Raw genomic sequence first — 17,948 nt, 5'->3', positions numbered from 1 at the left:
CGCACGCCCCCGACCCGCCTCCGCGCGGTCCGGGCGTGCCTCGCGCGCCGCCCCCCACTCGCACAGCGCCCGTCGCACCGCCGCCGGGCGCGAAGGAGCCGTACGCCATGCACCCCTCCCTGCCCGGATCCCTCCCCGAAGCCCTGCCCGGTTCGCTCCCCGGACTCCCCGCGGAACCCCTGCCCGAACCCTTCCGGACCCGCACCCCCCGCCTGCGGACCGCCCGGCGCCCCGCCCACCTGGTCGGCGACACCCCGGTCCTGTGGGTGGACGAACCCTTCGCCCCGCCCGGCCGCGGCTTCCACGCCAAGCTGGAAGGCGCCAACCCCGGCGGCATCAAGGACCGGCCCGCCCTGCACATGGTCCGCGAGGCCCGCCGGCGCGGCGACCTCGCGCCGGGCGCGCCGGTGATCGAGTCCTCCAGCGGCACGCTCGGCCTGGGCCTCGCCCTGGCCGGGCTGACCTACGGCCACCCGGTGACCGTCGTGACCGACCCCGGTATGGAACCGGCCATGGCGCGCCTGCTGACCGCGCGGGGCGCACGCGTCGTCCAGGTCGCCGCGCCGCACCCCGAGGGCGGCTGGCAGGAGGCGCGCCGCGCGTGCGTCGCCGAGCTGCTGGCCCGCACGCCGGGCGCCTACTGTCCGGACCAGTACCGCAACCCCGACAACGTCGCCTCCTACCGGCCCCTCGCGGCCGAGCTGATCGCCCAACTCGGCCGGGTCGACGTGCTGGTGACGGCGGTCGGCACGGGCGGACACTCCGCCGGCGTGTCCGCCGCACTGCGGGGGATCCTGCCCCGGCTGACGCTGATCGGGGTGGACTCGGTCGGCTCGGCGATCTTCGGCCAGCCGGCGGGACCCCGGCTGATGCGCGGCCTCGGCTCCAGCATCCACCCGGACAACGTCGTTTACGCGGCCTTCTCCGAGGTCCACTGGGTGGCCCCGGCCGAGGCGGTCTGGGCCTGCCGCCAACTCGCCCGCCGGCACTACGCCTCCGGCGGCTGGAGCGTCGGAGCGGTGGCGCTGGTGGCCGGGTGGGCGGCGCGGACGTACCCCGCCGGGACGAGGATCGCCGCGGTCTTCCCCGACGGCCCGCACCGCTACCTGCACACGGTCTACGACGACGGCTGGTGCCGCGAGCACGGCCTCCTGGGGCGGACACCGCCGCCGGAGCCCGACGACATCACCGAGCCGGACGCGAGCGTGGTGACCCGGTGGACGCGGTGCGGCCGGGTCCGTGACCCGCTCGCGCGTGACCTGACGAAGGCGGGCGCCCGGTGAAGCGGTCACGCCTGCCCCTGGCCTCCTTCGACCGGCCGGCCCGGCTGCTGATGGTCAACCAGTTCGCCATCAACCTGGGCTTCTACATGCTCATGCCCTACCTCGCCGACCACCTGGCCCACGGCCTCGGCCTCGCCGCCTGGGCGGTCGGCCTGGTCCTGGGGGTGCGCAACCTCTCCCAGCAGGGCATGTTCCTCGTCGGCGGCACCCTCGCCGACCGCTACGGCTGCAAGCCGATGATCCTGACCGGATGCGCCCTGCGCGCGGTCGCCTTCGGGCTGCTGGCGGTCGCCGGCTCGCTCCCCGCCCTGGTGGTGGCGTCGGCGCTGACCGGCCTGGCGGGCGCGCTGTTCAACCCGGCCGTCCGGGCGTATCTCGCGGCGGACGCCGGCGAGGAGCGCAGGGTGGCGGCGTTCGCCGCCTTCAACGTCTTCTACCAGGCGGGCATCCTGGTCGGCCCGCTCGCCGGGCTCGCCCTGCTGGCCTGGAACTTCGGCGCGGTGTGCACGGTCGCGGCCGTCATCTTCGGCGCCCTCGCCGTGCTGCAGTCCCGCGCCCTGCCCGCCCGGCCCACGCCCGACCGCGGCGCCGGGCCCGCCTGGCGGGCGGTCGCCGCCGACTGGCGCGCCGTCGCCGCCAACCGGCCCTTCCTGCTCTTCGCCGCCGCCATGAGCGGCTCCTACGTCCTGGCGTTCCAGGTCTACCTCGCCCTCCCGCTGCACGCCCGCGCGCTCTTCGGCGAGCGGACCGGATGGGTCACCGGCGCGGTCTTCGCCGCGTCGGCGCTGGCCGCGCTGGCAGGCCAGCTCAAACTGACCGCGTGGGCGCAACGCACCCTGTCCGGACCGCGGGCCGTCGTGTGGGGGCTCGCGGTCATGGGCGTGGCGTTCGTGCCCCTGCTGCCCCGCTCGTACGGCGCGCCGGCCGGACTCTGCGCGCTGACGGTGTGCGCGGTCCTGCTGGCCTGGGGCGGGGCACTGCTGTACCCCTTCGAGATGGACACCGTGGTGCGGCTTGCGGGCGACCGGCTCGTCGCGACGTACTACGGCGCCTACAACACCGCGTCCGGCATCGCGATCTCCCTGGGCAACCTCGCCGTCGGCGCGCTGTTCGACACCGGGGTGCGCTGGCTGCCGTGGGCGGCCCTGGCCGCGACCGGCCTCGGGTGCGCCGGACTGGTCACCCGGCTGCACCTCGGCGGACACCTCGCGGTACGGCCGGCACCGGTGACCGGATGAGGTGTCGCCGGGCACCGGGGGTGCCTTCACGTCCCGCCGGCGTCAGGATGGACGGATGGCGGCAGAGAGGCACCCCGTGTTCGACGACCTGGACGTCCGCGCGCTGTACCGGCGGCCCGGAGCGAAGTGGAGGGGCGTCGAGCCGGACGTACTGCCCGCGTGGATCGCGGAGACGGACTTCCCACCGGCTCCCGTCGTGCGCGCGGCCCTGGCGCGGTGCGTGGACGACGACCTCGGCTACCCCGCCTGGGACGGACGGTCGGTCCACAACCCCCTGCGGGCCGCCTTCGCCGAGCGTATGCGGACACGTCACGGCTGGCTGCCCGACGCCTCGCACGTACGGGAGTTCACCGACATCAACCAGGGCCTCCAGGCCGTACTGAACGCCGCCACGCGGCCGGGCGACGGTGTCGTGGTGCACACGCCGGCCTACCCGCCTTTCCTGGAGACGATCGCGAGCATGGGGCGGCGCCTCCACCCGGTGCCGTACACACCGGACGGCGACGGCTGGACGTTCGACACCGAGCGGCTCGAGGGGGAACTGCGGGAACGGCCGGCGCGGGTGCTGCTGCTCGTCAACCCGCACAACCCGACGGGACGCGTGCTGCGCCGCGAGGAACTGGAGACGCTGGCAGGGCTCGCCCTGCGCCACGGCCTGCTGGTCGTCGCGGACGAGATCCACTCCGACCTCGTGCACGACCCGCACCGCCACCTCCCGTTCGCCTCCCTCTCGGCCGAGGTGGCGGCGCGCACGGTCACCCTGACCTCGGCCACCAAGGCGTTCAACGTGCCGGGACTGCGCTGCGCCGTCGCCCACGTCGGCGCGGCCGGCGTACGCGAGGCGCTGGCGCACCCCACCCATCTGTACGGCGAGCCGAACACCTTCGGCGTCGCGGCCACCCTCGCCGCCTGGCGGGACGGGGACGCCTGGCTGGCGGAGCTGAGGACGGTCCTCGCGCGCAACGCCCGGCTGGTGCGCGAGGAGCTTCCGCCCGGTGTGCTCCACCGGACGCCGCAGGCGACGTTCCTCGCCTGGCTCGACTGCCGTGAGCTGGGACTGGACACCGATCCGCGGGCCTTCTTCCTGGAGAAGGCCCGCGTCCTGCTCAACGACGGCCGCACGTTCGGAGCGGAGGGAGAGGGCTTCGTACGGCTCAACTTCGGGACGTCGGAGAGCATCCTGAGAGAGATCCTGCGCCGGCTCCGCGAGGCCCTGAACTGAGGCCGCCGGTGTTCCCGCCGACCGCGCGGCCGGCTCGTGCCGGAGAGCCCCCGGTGCTCAGGGCAGGGTGCGGCACAGCAGGGCCGCGGGGCCGGGGCGGCTGCCCACGCGGGTGGTGAAGGCGATCCCGGCGGCGTACTCGGTCGTCGCGCACTGGCCCTTGTAGGCGCCGTACGCGAAGTCCCCGCCGGCGCCGTCGGTTGGACGGCTGTCGGACCGGTCGAACCACACCGTGCGCCCGGAGCCCGGCAGCGTGGTCCGTGCCGGGACGCACAGGGCCGCCGAGACGCGCTCGCCCCGCACGCTGTAGCCGATGAGGAACTCCCCGGCGGGGCACTGGTACTTGGTGTACCCGGACGCCCAGTCCCCGCCGGCCGGTACGTACCGCTCGTCGGTGACGACCGTCTGGCGGGCGTCGCCGGCGCGCAGCTCTCCCGCCCCGGCGTCGGTGCACAGGCCACGCCCGCCGGTGTGGCTCAGCCCCGCCAGCCGCGTACCGTCGGGGCAGGCCGCCTTGTACGCTCCCGGGTCCCAGTCTCCCGTGGCGCGCACCCGCGGCGACGCCACCGCGTCTGCGTGATCGGTGCTCAGCATGCGCCAGAGCGGGACGGGGGCCACGGGACCGGCCGCGCCCGGCGCGGACATCAGGCGCTGCCACGCGGTGGCGCGCCAGTCGCCGGGGTCGAGGATGCCGGAGCGGTGCCCCGCGGTGTCGTAGCGCAGCAGTGCCCAGTCGTCGTGGCCCTCGAAGCCGACCAGCGGCCAGAACGCGAAGTCGGCGTCGTGGTCCGCGAAGTAGTCGGTGACATTGCCGAACCATTCGCGGGCGGCCGGATTCGTCTCGCCCGAGCCGATGCCGAACTCGCTCACCCAGACGGGTGCGGTGTAGTGCCGGCCGGTCTCCTCCACGAAGAACGCCTCGTCGTCCAGGGCCGCGGCCAGCTCGGCGCGGGAGAGGTCCTGGTAGCGGGCGTCGTGGGTCTCGCCGATGCCCGTCGCGCCGCTGTGGCGGGGGCCCGTGTAGCCGTAGAAGTGGGCGGAGTACACGAGTTTGCGGGCGTCCAGGAGGGTGTGCGAGAGGGTGCGCGCGGGGGTGAGCACCGGCCGGCCGTGGGGGAGTCCGTCGACAGGCACACCGGTCCAGTTGATGCCCTCGATCACGATGAGCAGGCGCGGGTTCGCCTCGGTGAGGATGCGGTCGGCGGCGAGCCGGGCCGCGCTGTACCAGTCGTGGTCGTCCCCGAGGCCCCAGTTGGGGTCGTCCAGCACGTCACGCCGTACCTCGTTGTACAGGTCGGCGCCGACCACGCGGGGCACGGAGGCGTAGCGGCGGGCCATGAAGACCCAGTCCTCCGCCCACTGCGCGGTGGTCTGCGCGCTGTTCCACCGCTCGTTGCCGTCGATGCCGCAGCACCACCGTGAGGTGTTGGTGTGGTTGTTGAGCACGACGGCGAAACCGCTTCGGGCGAGCGCCTCCACCACGGCGTCGTAGACCTCCAGCGGCGTCCTGCCGCGCAGTGCGGGGTTGGCCGCGACCGCGCTGTCGGGGACGGGCGCCGTGCTGTGGATCATCTCGTCGGAGAACGGCAGCCGGATGGTGTTGATGCCCACCTGGTGGAAGTCGGCCAGCAGTCGCGTGAGGGGTGCACGGTCAAGGCCCAGCGGTATGCCGTGCGAGTCCTGTCCGGCGTGGTGGTTGGCGGGGTCGGCGGCGCTGCCGCTGCCGGTCCAGGAGCCCTGCGCGCCGTCCCAGTTGGCGCCTTTCATCCGGAAGCGGTCGCCGTGCGCGTCGACGACGTACCGGCCCCGGGTCGACAATGGCGCGGACCAGGCGGCCTGGTCCGGCGTGTCGGCGGCGAACCGGGCGGGCGCGCTGGGGGGCGCCGCGGCGGCGGGGGCCGCGGCGGTGGTGCCGGTGGTGGCCGTGAGGAGGAGTCCCACGGCGGTGACGGCGAGCCGCAGCGCGGCTGGTGGCATCGGCATGAGGGAAGCCCTTGGGGTCGGAGGCGGGGAGCCGGGCGGTGACCGGTCGATGGCACCGCCCGGCCGGAGTGCCCACCACCGTGCCGGGAAGGACCGCGCAGGTCCATACCCGCGCCGGCCGGCGCCGGCCTCAGCGGCGGCAGGTGGTGACCCCCGGGTGCCAGCGGCAGGCGATCCCGGCGAAGCCGCCGCCCGCGACGACGTCGACGCCGAGCGTGTCGCCGCCGCGCATCACCTGCCGGTCCTGGACCAGTCCGTCGGCGCCGTCCCGGACCGTCTCGACCAGCCACCGTCCGGGCCCGACGTCCAGCGGCACCTCGGCCCTGCGCGCGGGACCGGCGTACACGCCGCCCAGGAACCAGCGGTCGCCGCCGCGCCGGGCGAGGACCGCCTCCTGCCCGGGTGCGCCCGCGAGCAGCCGGGTGTCGTCCCAGGCGGCGGGCAGTTGGGCGAGGAAGTCCCGGGCGAGCGGCCGGGCGTCGTACGCCTCCGGGCTGCCGGCGAGCATCTGCAGCCCCGACTCGTAGGCGACGGCGAGACCGGCCTCGGCCGCGTCGGAGTCCGGGCGCTGGCCGGCGCGCTGGAAGCCGCCGGGGGTGAAGTCCATGGAGCCGAGGACGTTGCGCGTGAACGGCAGGGTGGTCAGGTGGGCGGACGTGTTGGTGCGCTTCTCCTCGCCGCCGACCCCCTCCATGGTCATGACCTGCGGCCAGGTGCGCTGGATGCCCTTCGGGACCGTGGAGCCGTGGAAGTCGACCATGAGGTGGTGTGCTGCCGTCTCCTCCAGGACGGCGTCGTACCACTGGAGCATGGACTGCGACTCCGCGTTCATGAAGTCGATCTTGACGCCCTTGACGCCCCACCGCTCCAGCGTGGGCAGCCACTGGGCGCGTTCCTCGGGCGTGTCCAGGTCGCGCTGGTGGATCCAGACGATGATGCCGACGCCCTTGGTCCGCGCGTACGCGGTGAGCCGGGGCAGCCAGCTGTTCGTCGGCCAGTCGGGGTCGGTGGTGTCCCACTGGTCGCTCTTGAAGTACCAGCCCGCGTCGACCGCCTCGTACGGCCAGTGCCGCGCGGCGGCGTAGTCGACGTACGCCTTCTGCGCCGTGAGGCTCTGGCCGGCCGCGCGGCCTCCGGCGAGCCAGGTCCACAGCGCGGTGCCGGGCCGGATCCACGAGGTGTCGGCGACCCGGGAGGCGGGAGCGAGGTCGTCGGTGAACGTGGACCGGGTGACGGTGGCCAGGCTGCCGGTGACCATGGCCCGCCACGGTGTGGCGAGCGGGCCCCCGCTGCCGTGGACGCGCTCGTCGGCGAGCGTGACCCGGTACGTGCCGCCGCCCTGGTCGTGCGTGAGCCGGGCACCGGAGTAGGCCCCGGTCAGGCCCGACTCGGCGAGCAGCGTGTAGCCGCCGTCGGTCGCGAACAGTGCCTGGTCCGAGTACGAGCCGGTGGGCGCGGTGCCGGCGGAGTACTCGGCGAACTGGCCCTCGTTGTCCGCCCGGTAGGGGCTGAGCCACGCGCGCGCGTCCGACGGCAGCGTGAACGCGGAGGTCTCGCCGAGCACGTCGCCGTATCCGCCGGGCAGTACGTACCGGTAGGCGACACCGTCGGCGGCGGCACGGACGACGAGGTCGAACCGGGCGCCCGCGGCGTTGCCGAACGACAGCCGCGTCTCGTTCATCAGGGACCGCCGGTCGAGCCGTTTGCCGGACGTCGTCCGGTACCGCTCGTCGACCGGCCGGTCGGCGCGGTGCAGGAACCGCAGGCCCCGCGAGAGATCGGCCCGCTCGGTGCGGATGCCGACGGGGGACGGATCGATGACCGTCCGCCCGCCGCGGGACACCGACAGGTCGAGGGTGCCGGTGGTGCCGTCCAGGGACAGACGGGCGCGTGGCGCCCGGGCCGCCGCGCCGGGTCCGGGCGCGGACACGGTCCAGACGTGCGCGGAGGAGCCGGGGTCCTGCCCGGCCCGCGCGGGCGCGCCGCTGAGAAGGGAGGCCGCCAGCCCGGCGCACAGCGCGGCGACCGCGGTCCTGATCGGAACCGCCATGAGGATCCTCCCGGGTGAAGGAGTCGGGGTGGGGGAGGGGCAGGGAGGGCCGTGAGGGCCTTCTGTTCGGACCAGGCCGGATCAGGGCGCGGTGCCGGGGCCCGGGAGCCCGGCGTGATCCGGACGAGAGGCCTCAGGGCAGTCCCCAGGCCGGGCCGGGTTCGCTGACGGCCACCGGAGCGATGACCAGGTCGGGACGGGACCCGGAGTGGACCAGCACCTCGCGGTCCTTGGGCAGGTCGATGGCGAGGGTGCCGTCGCCGAGGTCCCGGGTGTGCGCCGGGGAGCCGTCGTCCAGCAGCACGGTGAGGGTTCCGCCCAGCCCGTGCCGCAGCTTCAGCGGTTCGCCCGCCAGGCTCCTGACCCGGACGAACCGGGTGACGCCCGCCTTGCGGACGGCGCTGACCAGGAAGGCGCCCTGCGTGCGGAAGTCGTGCAGGGTGACGTCCGCCCAGGCCGAGGGGACGGCGGGGAAGACGCGGATCACGCCGCCCCAGCTCTGGCAGAACATGTCGTGCAGCGACTGCGCGGCGGACAGCGGGGTCTCGATCACCGGACCGGCCTCGGTGTAGTGCGTGTTGGCCCGGCACGGGTAGCGGGTCGTGGGGTCGAAGAACTTCCGCAGATAGCCGAGCGCGGTGTCGCCGTCGCCGGTCATGGCGTGGATCGACGCCGCCCCGGTGTAGCTGTAGCCGCGGTGGGCGCCGGTCAGCGCGTGCCAGTGGGTCACCGACTTCATGATCAGTTCGCGGTTCTCCACCTGGTCCCAGTTGACCAGGTACAGCGGGTACACCATCAGCATGTGCGAGTAGTGCCGGTGGGACTGCGCGTACGGGGTGTCGGCGCCGATCATGAACCCGTTCTCGTCCACCGGGTACGGCGTGAGCCGGGCCAGCACGTCCTGCCACCGTGGTGCCGACTCGTCCTTGATGCCGAGCAGTTCGGCCGACTCGAGGAGCGTCCGGCAGCCCCAGCGGATCAGCGCCAGGTCGTAGTTGGTGTCCTGCGGCGGGACGACGGGGTACTCGGGTGAGAGCGTGCTCGGCAGGTGGAGCTTGCCGTCGCTGCCCGGGGTGAGGAAGTGCAGGTAGTAGTTGACGGCCCGGCGCAGCACCGGGTAGATCGTGTCGCGCAGCAGGGACTTGTCCATGGTGTGCCGGTAGGACAGCCACACGTTGTGCAGCGCCCAGGTGAGGTCGCCCGTCTCGGCGCCGGTTCCCGGCCGGCCCACGGAGCGGTCGGCGAACATGTCGGAGCTGCGGCCGATCCCGGAGCTGTCCTTGCGGTAGGCGGCGGGCACGTTGGCGATGAGCTGTTCCTGGTTCTGCCGCAGGGTGCCGGCGAGCGCGTCGAGCTCCAGGTGGTTGGAGCCGTGGATGAGCCAGTACTCCAGCTGGACGTTGAGGTTCCACCAGACCGCCGGCCAGGGCGTCGGCTCCAGCCAGGGCCCGCTGGTGGCCATGACGGGCCCGCCCGCGCGGCTGGCGGAGGCGACCTTGTAGAGCTGGATCCAGTAGAAGCTCTGCAACCGCTGGTCCGGGAAGGACACGAAGCTCTTGCGGTAGAAGGCGTGCCACCAGCGCACGTGCCGCCGCCGGAGGACCGCGTACGACGTCCCGCGCCGCAGGTTGCGCAGCGAGTCGGCCTCCGCGGCGGTCGCGGAGGGGAAGCTGTGGCCGACGCTGAGCAGCAGTTCGCCCCCGGTGCGACGGTAGGCGGTGGCGGTCTGCCCGCCCCCGGTGAGCGGCTGGAGCACCTGCTCGGTGCCGTCGGCCGCGGTCGGGGTGGTCCAGGGCGGGTTGCCGGTGTAGCCGGCGGGCGGGGCCTCCTGGATCCTGCGGGGGCTGACGGCCTCCTCGGGGTGGAAGGTCCAGGCGACCCGCTCGCCGTCGCCCGCCGTCACGCGGACGGCCAGGACCTCGTCGTGGATGAGGGCGGCCAGGGTGAGTGTGCCCGCGGTGGTGGTCACGGTGCCGGTCAGCTCGGCGTTCCACAGGCTCAGCCGCCAGTCCACGGCGGTGATGGTGCCGGCCGGTTCGAGGGTGAGGTGTCCGACCGGCAGCCGGCAGGTGCCCCAGCCGCTGCCGAACTCGGGCCGGTGGTCCTGGACCCGGCCGTGCTGGACGGTGAACCGGATCCGGTTGGTGTCCGGCTCCCGGTAGATCATGCTGCCGAGCAGCCCGTCGCCCAGGAAGGGGCCCTCGTACCAGAGGGCGGGCAGCCGGCTCCACAGCAGATCCTGGCCGCGCAGGAACCTCTCCCAGGCGCTGTCGTCGGCCAGGGCGGAGCTGAGCCGCCACGGCCGTCCGGCGACCGCCGTGCCGGTGTCCCCGGCCGTCCCCGCCTGTTCCGCGTGCGCCGCCCCCGGCAGTGCCGCCACCGCGGCTCCGCCCAGCGCGGTACCGAGCACGGATCTCCTGGCCACCGGTGAGCGCTTGTCCGACTGTGAGGCCATCGTCGTCCTCCAGACCTGACGGATCGTCGATACATCGGGTGTATCGGCGAACCTAGGTATCCGTCGTGCACCTGTCAATCGTCCGAACGGGGAACAGTTCGATCGACGGGAACAACACATCGGATGTCTAAGGCCTCTTCGACCGGATGCGGCAGGTGAAAGGGGTTGCCTCCGGCCGGTCCGGCTGGATTCGGGACCCCGGGGGCGCAACGGGAAAACCCCTGGCGCGTGGGGGCCCGGTCGGTGCCGGCCCGTGCGCCAGGGGTGCGCTGGGGGTGTGCCAGCGGTGTGTCAGCAGTACAGGTTGCCGCCCGGGCTGACGCCGAGGATCTGGGTGAACCTCTGGTAGGCGTCGACGCGGCTCTGGACCTGGGCGGGGTTCTTGCCGTCGCATTCCAGGGAGCCGTTGATCGAGCGGATGGTCTGGCCGAAGCCCGCGCCGTTGACCATGGCGTTGTGCGGGGTCATCGTGCCGGGCCCGGTCTGGGTGTTCCAGTACCACAGGCCGGTCTTCCAGGCGACGGCGGAGTCGTTCTGCACCAGCCAGGGGTTGTCGAGCAGGTCGATGCCGAGCGCGTCACCGGCGGCCTTGTAGTTGAAGTTCCAGGAGAGCTGGATGGGACCGCGCCCGTAGTAGGCCGACTGGCCGGCCGGGCAGCCGTACGGCTGGTTCGGGTCGCAGTAGTGCGGGTAGTTGGCGGTGTTCTGCTCGACCACGTACACGAGCCCGCCGGTCTCGTGGCTGACGTTGGCGAGGAAGGCGGCGGCCTCCTGCTTCTTCACGGTGTCGCTGCCGGTGTTCGCGAAGCCGGGGTAGGCGCCGAGCGCGGCGGTGAGACCACTGTAGGTGTAGAAGGGATTCCGGTTCGGGAACATCTGGTTGAACTGGGCCTCGGATACGACGAACCCGGAAGGCGTGGTACCGCCCCCGCCGCTCGCCGGCGCGTTCCACTTCTGGTTCGCCCCGCCCGTGCAGCTCCAGATCTGCAGACGGGTGCCGTTGGCGGAGGTGTTGTCGCGCACGTCCAGGCACTTGTTCGCGGCCGGGTTGACGATGTCGTGCGCGGCGGTGACCACCCACTGCTGGTTCGCTCCGCCGGAGCAGTCCCACAGCTGTACGGCGGTTCCGTCGGCCGTGCCGCGGTCGACGACGTCCAGGCACTTGCCGAGCGCCCGCAGGGTGCCGTCGCCGGGGTTGGACCACCGCTGGGCGTTCGTGCCGTTGCAGTCGTAGAGCTGTACGGCGGTGCCGTTGGCGCTGTTCGCGCCCGCCACGTCGACGCACTTGCCGGCGAGGCCGGTGATCTGTCCGTCGGCGGCCTGGGCCGGGGTGACGGCGAACAGCGCGGCGAGGCAGGCGGCGACGGAAGCGGCCAGCACCCGTCCGGGGTGCAGGCGTGTCATCGGTATCCGTCCGAAGTACGGGAGTCTCATGGGGGATGCGCTCCAGTTCACGGGGCGTACTGCGAGGGGGGATGCGCGGAGCTGCGCGGCCGGCGCACGACGTCGGCCGGTAACTCGGCGTGCTGGAAAGTCAGTTGAGGACGGTCTGCGTGACGACGATGTGCCCGGCGTCCGGGTTCAGGCTGCCGCCGAGCCGGCTGAACGCGCCGTCGGTCAGGTCGAGGCACTTGGGCTCCTGCGGCGTCTGCGCGAAGGTGCCCCGGTCGTTGATGCGGACCACCAGCGACCGGCCGTTGGCGACGTTGGTCACCTGGACCCGGGTACCGAAGGGCAGTTGCGGCTGGCGGCTGAGGGAGGTCGCCGCCGTGTCGGCGTTGTTGTCGAAGACCTCGCCGCTGGCCGTCAGGGCACCGGGCGGCTGGGGCCCGTAATGCGTCGCCCAGCACTGCTCGGCCGACTGCTGCGCGGCGGGCGCGTTCCACTTCTGGTTGGCGGCGCCGGTGCAGCTCCAGATCTGTGTCCGGGAGCCGTTGGCGGAGTTGTTGTCGGTCACGTCCAGGCACTTGTCGGCCTGTGGGTTGACGATGTCGTGGGCGGCGGTGACGGTCCACTTCTGGTTGGCGGCGCCGGTACAGGTCCACAGCTGCACCTTGGCGCCGTCGGCGGTGGAGTTGCCGGTGACGTCGAGGCACTTGCCGAGGGCGCGGATGGTGCCGTCGCTGCCGACCGTCCACTGCTGGGCGCTGGTGCCGTTGCAGTCGTAGATCTGTACGGCGGTGCCGTCGGCGGAGTTCGCCCCGGCGACGTCGAGGCACTTGCCGGCCAGGCCGGTGATCGTGCCGGTGGCGGCCTGCGCGGGGGAGGCGGCCAGCAGCCCGGCCGAGACGGCGAAGGCGGCGGCGAGCACGGCCCTGAACAGCGGGGCACGGTGGGGGGATGGCGCGGACAAGGGAGGAGATCACTGCCTTTCGCGTCGGTGAGGAAAGGGAGGGCCTCGCCGAGTCGAACGCTGCGCGCGAAGGCCCGCCCGGCACCGGGAAGGTAAGAGGTCTGAACCAATCACGTCAAGACGTGAAAGCGCGCTCCCGTGACGGGAGTTGTCGTTTCCGGCCTCTTGACGGCCCCCTGGTCCGTACCTATGGTCTCGTCAACTCGACGTTCAGTCAGCCGCACTTCGTTCACATACGAGGACGGGATCAGATGCAGGACACACCCGCTCGGCGCCGCCGTACATCCCCGCGCTCCGCCCTCGCCCTCACGGCGGCGGCCACCCTGCTCACCACCGGACTGCTCTCCTGGCCCGGGAGCCAGCGGGCGCAGGCCGCACCCGCCGCTTTCGCCCACCCCGGCGTCACCGTCTCCCGCGCCCAACTCGACTTCGCCCGCGGCAAGGTGCTCGCCGGCGTACAGCCCTGGAAGAGCGCGTACGACCAGATGATGGCCAGCAAGTACGCGAGCCTCAGCCGCACCCCCCAGCCGCGCGCCGTCGTCGAGTGCGGGTCGTACTCCAACCCCAACTACGGCTGTACCGACGAACGCGAGGACGCGATCGCGGCGTACACCGACGCGCTCGCCTGGTACTTCACCCGCGACGAGCGCTACGCCAAGAAGGCGATCGAGCTGATGGACGCCTGGTCCGCCGTGCTCCAGGACCACACCAACAGCAACGCCCCGCTGCAGACGGGCTGGGCCGGATCCTCGTGGCCGAAGGCCGCAGAGATCATCAAGTACACGTACACCGGCACGTGGGCCAACTCCGGCCGGTTCGCGACGATGCTCCGCAACGTCTATCTGCCCGAGATCATCAACGGCTCGAACTCCAACGGCAACTGGGAGCTGTCGATGATGGAGGCGGCCGTCGGCATCTCCGTCTTCCTGGAGGACAAGGCGTCGTACGACACCGCCATGGCGAAGTTCCGCACCCGCACCGCCGCGTACGTGTACCTCGCCTCCGACGGCGACCTGCCCAAGACCGTGCCGAGCCAGAACCTGAACACGCGCGACAAGATCGTGTCCTACTGGCAGGGGCAGTCCACCTTCGTCACCGGGCTCACCCAGGAGACCTGCCGCGACTTCACCCACACCGGATACGGCATCTCGGCCATCTCACACGTCGCCGAGACCAGCCGCATCCAGGGGCAGGACCTGTACGGCACCGACGTGGGCGAGCGGCTGCGGCAGGCGCTCGGCTTCCAGTCCAAGTACGAACTGGGCGCCGCCGTCCCGAGCTGGCTGTGCGGCGGGTCGGTGAACCGGGGGCTGGGCCCGGTCACCGAGGTCGGCTACAACGCCCTGCACAACCGCCTGGGCATCGCCATGACCAACACCCAGGCCCTGACCGAGCAGAACCGCCCGGCCGGCAGCAACAACCTCTTCGTCGCCTGGGAAACCCTCACCCACGGGGACAACCCGAACTGAGCACACGCCGGTGCCGTCCCGCTCAACGGGCCCGCGCGCCCCGTCCGTCGCCGTGCGCGTGGGCCCGGCGGGCCGCCGGCGGGCCGGACGCGGTGCGCTGTCCCGGCTCGATCTGGGCGGCGAACGCCTGGAGCGCGGCTGAGCTGTTGGGAGGCAGGACCGCCATCAGCCCGCGGTCCTGCGCCTCGGCCAGCGCGTCCGCGGCCTGGCTGCCCTCGGGGGCGAGCACCAGACGCACATGCCCGTCACCGGAACCCCGCCGGTCCACCGGTGTCACGGCGCCGTGCGTGCCGTCGGGCAGGGTCACCCACAGCTGGAAGTCCTCGTACCGGAAGAAGTCCGCGCCCTTGACGGGCCAGGGGTAGTGGTGCTCACCGGGTACCTTGGGGAGGATTCCCTGGTGATCCGAACGGCTCATCGGCACGCAGGAGTTGAACAGCGAGTCGGTCCACGCCTCGACACCGTCGGCGTCCGTGACGGGCGTGCGCAGCAGCTCCTCGGCCTCCTCGTAACCCAGTTCCGCCAGGGCGGGCAGCGTCTCGGGGAACCCGGCCACGAGCACGGCCGCGTCCTGGCGCAGCCGGTCGACCCTGGACGGCTCGGCGCAGAACTGCATGCTCCACTCGATGCCCGCGCGGGCCCGGTACATCCGCCAGCCGCTCGTCGTCTTCACCCACAGGCTGCCCCCGTGGTGCATCTCCCAGTGCGCCGGTGCCACGGGCCGGGGCCCGTAGGGCAGGTCGGCGTCGGCGATCTCGTCCAGGATCTTGTGTGCCGTGCGTTTCGCGGCCCTGAAGAACGACGACTCGAAGCGCTCGGGGTGCTTGACCAGCCGGATCCTCCAGGGGTGGTTCTCCGACTCCTCGCCGCCGGGCTGGATCGTGCCGGGCATGCGGGCCGCGGCCACGGTGTCGGCGCGGGTCATGACGACCTCCTCCTGCCGCCCACGGCCCGGAGCACGGACCGTGGTCCGAGTGTCCCCTGTGATTATCGTGCGCTGTGGGGCGGCAGTGTGCGAGCCGGAGCGACCCCTGCGGCGGGCGGCCGGTGGGCCGGCGTGCGCGGCGCGGCAGCAAACCGCCGCCGAGCTCGTGCGCTCGGCGGCGTATGCGTCACGGCCGCGTCCTGATCACAGGGACGAGCCGGCGTCCCCGGGCCGGATCCGGCCGCGCCAGGAACCGGACTCCCCGCCCTGTTCCTCGATGAACTGCTTGAACCGCTTCATGTCTCCCTTGACGCGCCGGTCGATCGTGCCGATCAGATCCGCCGCCTTCTCCACGGCTCCGCTGGGCTCGACGTCCATCACCAGCTCGACCTTGGTGTGCATGTCGTCCAGGCGCTCGAAGCGGACGGTGCCCTTCTGGCTCGTGTCGCCGCTCGTGGTGCGCCAGGTGATGCGCTCGTCGGGCAGCTGGTCGACGATCTCGGTGTCGAACTCGCGCCGTACTCCGCCGATCTTCATGGTCCAGTGATTGTGCCGGTCGTCCAGCTGCCTGACCTCCTCGACGCCTTCCATGAAGTTCGGGAAGTCCTCGAACTGCGTCCACTGGTTGTAGGCGGTGTGCAGCGGAACGTCGACCTCCACCGCTTCCTTGACCGTGCTCATCTCTGTACCTCCGTTGTCTCCGCTCGACTGGCGGCGGCCCCGGACCGTTGCCGGGCCTGGACCCGGCGAGTACCCGGCGGGCCGCCGGTTATGAGCCCCGGCTCCGGCGACGGCACGGGTGCGGCGGCACCGTTCCGCAGCGTGAGCAACCGGCCGCACAGCGCACAGGCGGGCCGCGCGGGCGTGCCGAGGCGGACCCGAACAGCAGGGATCCAGCCACCAGGCGCTCTTCCAGCCACGGCCCGCTCTTCGGGCCACCGCGCTGACGTGGTGTTTTACAGTGGCTCCACCAGTTCCGGCGACAGGACCTGTGAGGTATTCGCGAACATGCCGACCGAGACCTTCGAGTTCCAGGTGGAGGCCCGTCAGCTGCTGCAGCTGATGATCCACTCGGTCTACTCGAACAAGGACGTCTTCCTGCGGGAGCTCGTCTCCAACGCCTCGGACGCGTTGGACAAGCTGCGCCTGGAGAAACTCTGGGACGACTCGCTCGACGCCGACGTGTCCGACCCGCACATCGAGATCGACATCGACAAGGACGCCCGTACGCTCACCGTGCGGGACAACGGCATCGGGATGTCGTACGACGAGGTCGGGCAGCTCATCGGCACGATCGCCAACTCGGGCACCGCGAAGTTCCTGCGGGAGCTGCGCGAGGCCAAGGACGCGGCCGGGGAGGAAGGGCTCATCGGCCAGTTCGGCGTGGGGTTCTACTCGGGCTTCATGGTGGCCGACGAGGTGACCCTGCTGACCCGGCGTGCCGGCGAGAGCCAGGGCACCCGCTGGTCCTCGCGCGGCGAGGGCACGTACACGCTGGAGCGGGTGGACGACGCGCCGCAGGGCACCTCGGTCACGCTCCACCTCAAGCCGGCCGACCCGGAGAACCAGCTCCACGACTACACCTCGCCCTGGAAGATCAGGGAGATCGTCAAGCGGTACTCGGACTTCATCACCTGGCCCATCCGGATGGTGCCCGAGCGCTCCGCCACGGCCGGCGAGGACGACGGGACACCCGAGCCGGAGACGCTCAACTCCATGAAGGCGCTGTGGGCGCGGCCCCGCGACGAGGTCTCCGACGACGAGTACCACGAGCTGTACAAGCACATCGCCCACGACTGGCGCGACCCGCTGGAGACGATCCGGCTCCAGGCGGAGGGGACCTTCGAGTACCAGGCCCTGCTGTTCCTCCCCGAACACGCCCCGCACGACCTGTTCACGCGGGACTTCAAGCGCGGCGTGCAGCTCTACGTCAAGCGCGTGTTCATCATGGACGACTGCGAGGCGCTGCTGCCGCCGTACCTCCGCTTCGTCAAGGGCGTGGTCGACGCGGCCGACCTCTCGCTCAACGTCTCCCGCGAGATCCTCCAGCAGGACCGCCACATCGAGATGATGCGGCGCCGGCTGACGAAGAAGGTCCTGTCCACGGTCAAGGAGATGATGACCAAGGACCAGGAGCGGTACGCCACCTTCTGGCGGGAGTTCGGCACGGTCCTGAAGGAAGGACTGGTCACCGACTCGGAGAACCGCGACGCCCTCCTCGCCGTCGCGTCGTTCGCGAGCACCCACCACGACACCGAGCCGACCACGCTCAAGGGGTACGTGGAGCGGATGAGGGACGGCCAGGAGGACATCTACTACCTGACCGGCGAGTCGCGGCAGAGCATCGAGAACTCCCCGCACATGGAGGCGTTCCGGGAACGGGGCATCGAGGTGCTGCTGCTCACCGACCCCGTGGACGAGGTGTGGGCCGATGCCGTCGGCGAGTACGAGGGCAAGAAGCTGCGGTCCGTCGCCAAGGGGCAGATCGACCTCGACGCCGAGGGCGAGGACACCGCCGAGGAGGAGCGGGAGAAGCAGACCGAGGAGTACGCCGGGCTGCTCGGCTGGATGAAGGAGCAACTGGACGAGGACATCAAGGAGGTGCGCCTGTCCTCCCGGCTCACCGTCTCCCCGGCCTGTGTCGTCTCCGACGCGCACGACCTGACACCGGCCCTGGAGAACATGTACCGCGCCATGGGCCAGGAGGTGCCCCGCGCCAAGCGGATCCTCGAGCTCAACCCCGGCCACCAGCTGGTGAAGGGTCTCAACCAGGCGTACAAGGAGCGCGAGGACCGTACGGAACTGGCCGAGACCGCCGAGCTGCTGCACGGTCTGGCGGTGCTCGCCGAGGGCGGCCAGCCGAAGGAACCGGCCCGGTTCGTGAAGCTGATGGCGGACCGTCTGGAACGCGTGCTGTAACGGTGCCCTCCGGGGCGGGCGGTGTACTCCGGGCCGAGTACACCGCCTTGC

At 72.1% G+C, this 17,948-nt stretch carries 12 protein-coding genes; 5 read left to right on the top strand and 7 right to left on the bottom strand.

Annotated features, from left to right (window positions below):
• The first annotated feature begins 107 nt into the window (after positions 1-107).
• From LG395_RS15290 to LG395_RS15280, 3 genes are read left to right on the top strand one after another with little or no spacing between them, the layout of a single operon-like run.
• The gene (locus LG395_RS15290) at positions 108-1,283 is read left to right on the top strand and encodes a PLP-dependent cysteine synthase family protein (RefSeq protein WP_225810066.1); all 1,176 of its coding nucleotides are present in this window, start codon (positions 108-110) and stop codon (positions 1,281-1,283) included.
• Positions 1,280-2,521 carry an MFS transporter gene (locus LG395_RS15285; protein WP_225810063.1) on the top strand — a complete coding sequence of 414 codons (1,242 nt, stop codon included), beginning with the start codon at positions 1,280-1,282 and terminating at the stop codon, positions 2,519-2,521. The genes LG395_RS15290 and LG395_RS15285 overlap by 4 nt, the downstream gene beginning before the upstream one ends.
• Before the next feature lie 55 nt (positions 2,522-2,576).
• Positions 2,577-3,743 (top strand): MalY/PatB family protein, encoded by a 1,167-nt coding sequence (locus LG395_RS15280; RefSeq protein WP_225810061.1) that lies wholly within the window; start codon positions 2,577-2,579, stop codon positions 3,741-3,743.
• 57 nt (positions 3,744-3,800) lie between these two features.
• On the opposite strand, the gene LG395_RS15275 is transcribed toward LG395_RS15280, so the two are convergent.
• From LG395_RS15275 to LG395_RS15255, 5 genes are all read right to left on the bottom strand, one after another.
• Complete coding sequence (locus tag LG395_RS15275) at positions 3,801-5,726, bottom strand: glycoside hydrolase family 5 protein (protein WP_225810060.1); 1,926 nt, start codon at positions 5,724-5,726, stop codon at positions 3,801-3,803.
• A gap of 130 nt (positions 5,727-5,856) precedes the next feature.
• Entirely contained in the window at positions 5,857-7,776 is a 1,920-nt protein-coding gene (locus LG395_RS15270; protein WP_225810057.1) for a glycoside hydrolase family 97 protein, read from the bottom strand.
• Between the two features lie 133 nt (positions 7,777-7,909).
• Complete coding sequence (locus LG395_RS15265) at positions 7,910-10,231, bottom strand: glycosyl hydrolase family 95 catalytic domain-containing protein (RefSeq protein WP_225810054.1); 2,322 nt, start codon at positions 10,229-10,231, stop codon at positions 7,910-7,912.
• A 291-nt stretch (positions 10,232-10,522) separates the two neighbouring features.
• Positions 10,523-11,635 carry a glycoside hydrolase family 19 protein gene (locus LG395_RS15260; RefSeq protein ID WP_171159487.1) on the bottom strand — a complete coding sequence of 371 codons (1,113 nt, stop codon included), beginning with the start codon at positions 11,633-11,635 and terminating at the stop codon, positions 10,523-10,525.
• Between the two features lie 130 nt (positions 11,636-11,765).
• Complete coding sequence (locus LG395_RS15255; protein WP_372463294.1) at positions 11,766-12,554, bottom strand: lectin; 789 nt, start codon at positions 12,552-12,554, stop codon at positions 11,766-11,768.
• A 281-nt stretch (positions 12,555-12,835) separates the two neighbouring features.
• Here LG395_RS15255 and LG395_RS15250 point away from each other — a divergent pair, with 281 nt between their 5' ends.
• Positions 12,836-14,053 carry an alginate lyase family protein gene (locus LG395_RS15250; protein WP_171150260.1) on the top strand — a complete coding sequence of 406 codons (1,218 nt, stop codon included), beginning with the start codon at positions 12,836-12,838 and terminating at the stop codon, positions 14,051-14,053.
• Between the two features lie 22 nt (positions 14,054-14,075).
• Here LG395_RS15250 and LG395_RS15245 read toward each other — a convergent pair whose 3' ends face one another.
• Together LG395_RS15245 and LG395_RS15240 are read right to left on the bottom strand one after the other, a co-directional pair.
• Positions 14,076-14,978, bottom strand: a complete 903-nt coding sequence (locus LG395_RS15245; RefSeq protein WP_225810053.1) for a DUF6424 family protein — start codon at positions 14,976-14,978, stop codon at positions 14,076-14,078.
• Positions 14,979-15,182: 204 nt separating this feature from the next.
• On the bottom strand, positions 15,183-15,659 hold the full coding sequence (locus tag LG395_RS15240; protein ID WP_171150258.1) for an SRPBCC family protein: 477 nt from the start codon (positions 15,657-15,659) through the stop codon (positions 15,183-15,185).
• A 327-nt stretch (positions 15,660-15,986) separates the two neighbouring features.
• Here LG395_RS15240 and htpG point away from each other — a divergent pair, with 327 nt between their 5' ends.
• Entirely contained in the window at positions 15,987-17,897 is a 1,911-nt protein-coding gene (gene htpG, locus LG395_RS15235) for a molecular chaperone HtpG (RefSeq protein ID WP_225810052.1), read from the top strand.
• The last annotated feature ends 51 nt before the right edge of the window (positions 17,898-17,948 follow it).

The sequence above is a fragment of the Streptomyces spinosus genome, from assembly GCF_020400655.1.
GTDB lineage: Bacteria > Actinomycetota > Actinomycetes > Streptomycetales > Streptomycetaceae > Streptomyces > Streptomyces argyrophylli.
This window is presented reverse-complemented; position numbering and strand designations above follow the sequence as displayed.

Excerpts from the sequence above, each read along its gene's own strand:
- LG395_RS15240 (WP_171150258.1), bottom strand. The coding sequence starts at position 15,659 with ATGAGCACGGTCAAGGAAGCGGTGGAGGTCGACGTTCCGCTGCACACC.
- LG395_RS15260 (WP_171159487.1), bottom strand. The coding sequence starts at position 11,635 with ATGACACGCCTGCACCCCGGACGGGTGCTGGCCGCTTCCGTCGCCGCC.
- LG395_RS15290 (WP_225810066.1), top strand. The coding sequence starts at position 108 with ATGCACCCCTCCCTGCCCGGATCCCTCCCCGAAGCCCTGCCCGGTTCG.
- LG395_RS15275 (WP_225810060.1), bottom strand. The coding sequence starts at position 5,726 with ATGCCGATGCCACCAGCCGCGCTGCGGCTCGCCGTCACCGCCGTGGGA.
- LG395_RS15270 (WP_225810057.1), bottom strand. The coding sequence starts at position 7,776 with ATGGCGGTTCCGATCAGGACCGCGGTCGCCGCGCTGTGCGCCGGGCTG.
- LG395_RS15250 (WP_171150260.1), top strand. The coding sequence starts at position 12,836 with ATGCAGGACACACCCGCTCGGCGCCGCCGTACATCCCCGCGCTCCGCC.
- LG395_RS15280 (WP_225810061.1), top strand. The coding sequence starts at position 2,577 with ATGGCGGCAGAGAGGCACCCCGTGTTCGACGACCTGGACGTCCGCGCG.
- htpG (WP_225810052.1), top strand. The coding sequence starts at position 15,987 with ATGCCGACCGAGACCTTCGAGTTCCAGGTGGAGGCCCGTCAGCTGCTG.
- LG395_RS15265 (WP_225810054.1), bottom strand. The coding sequence starts at position 10,231 with ATGGCCTCACAGTCGGACAAGCGCTCACCGGTGGCCAGGAGATCCGTG.
- LG395_RS15245 (WP_225810053.1), bottom strand. The coding sequence starts at position 14,978 with ATGACCCGCGCCGACACCGTGGCCGCGGCCCGCATGCCCGGCACGATC.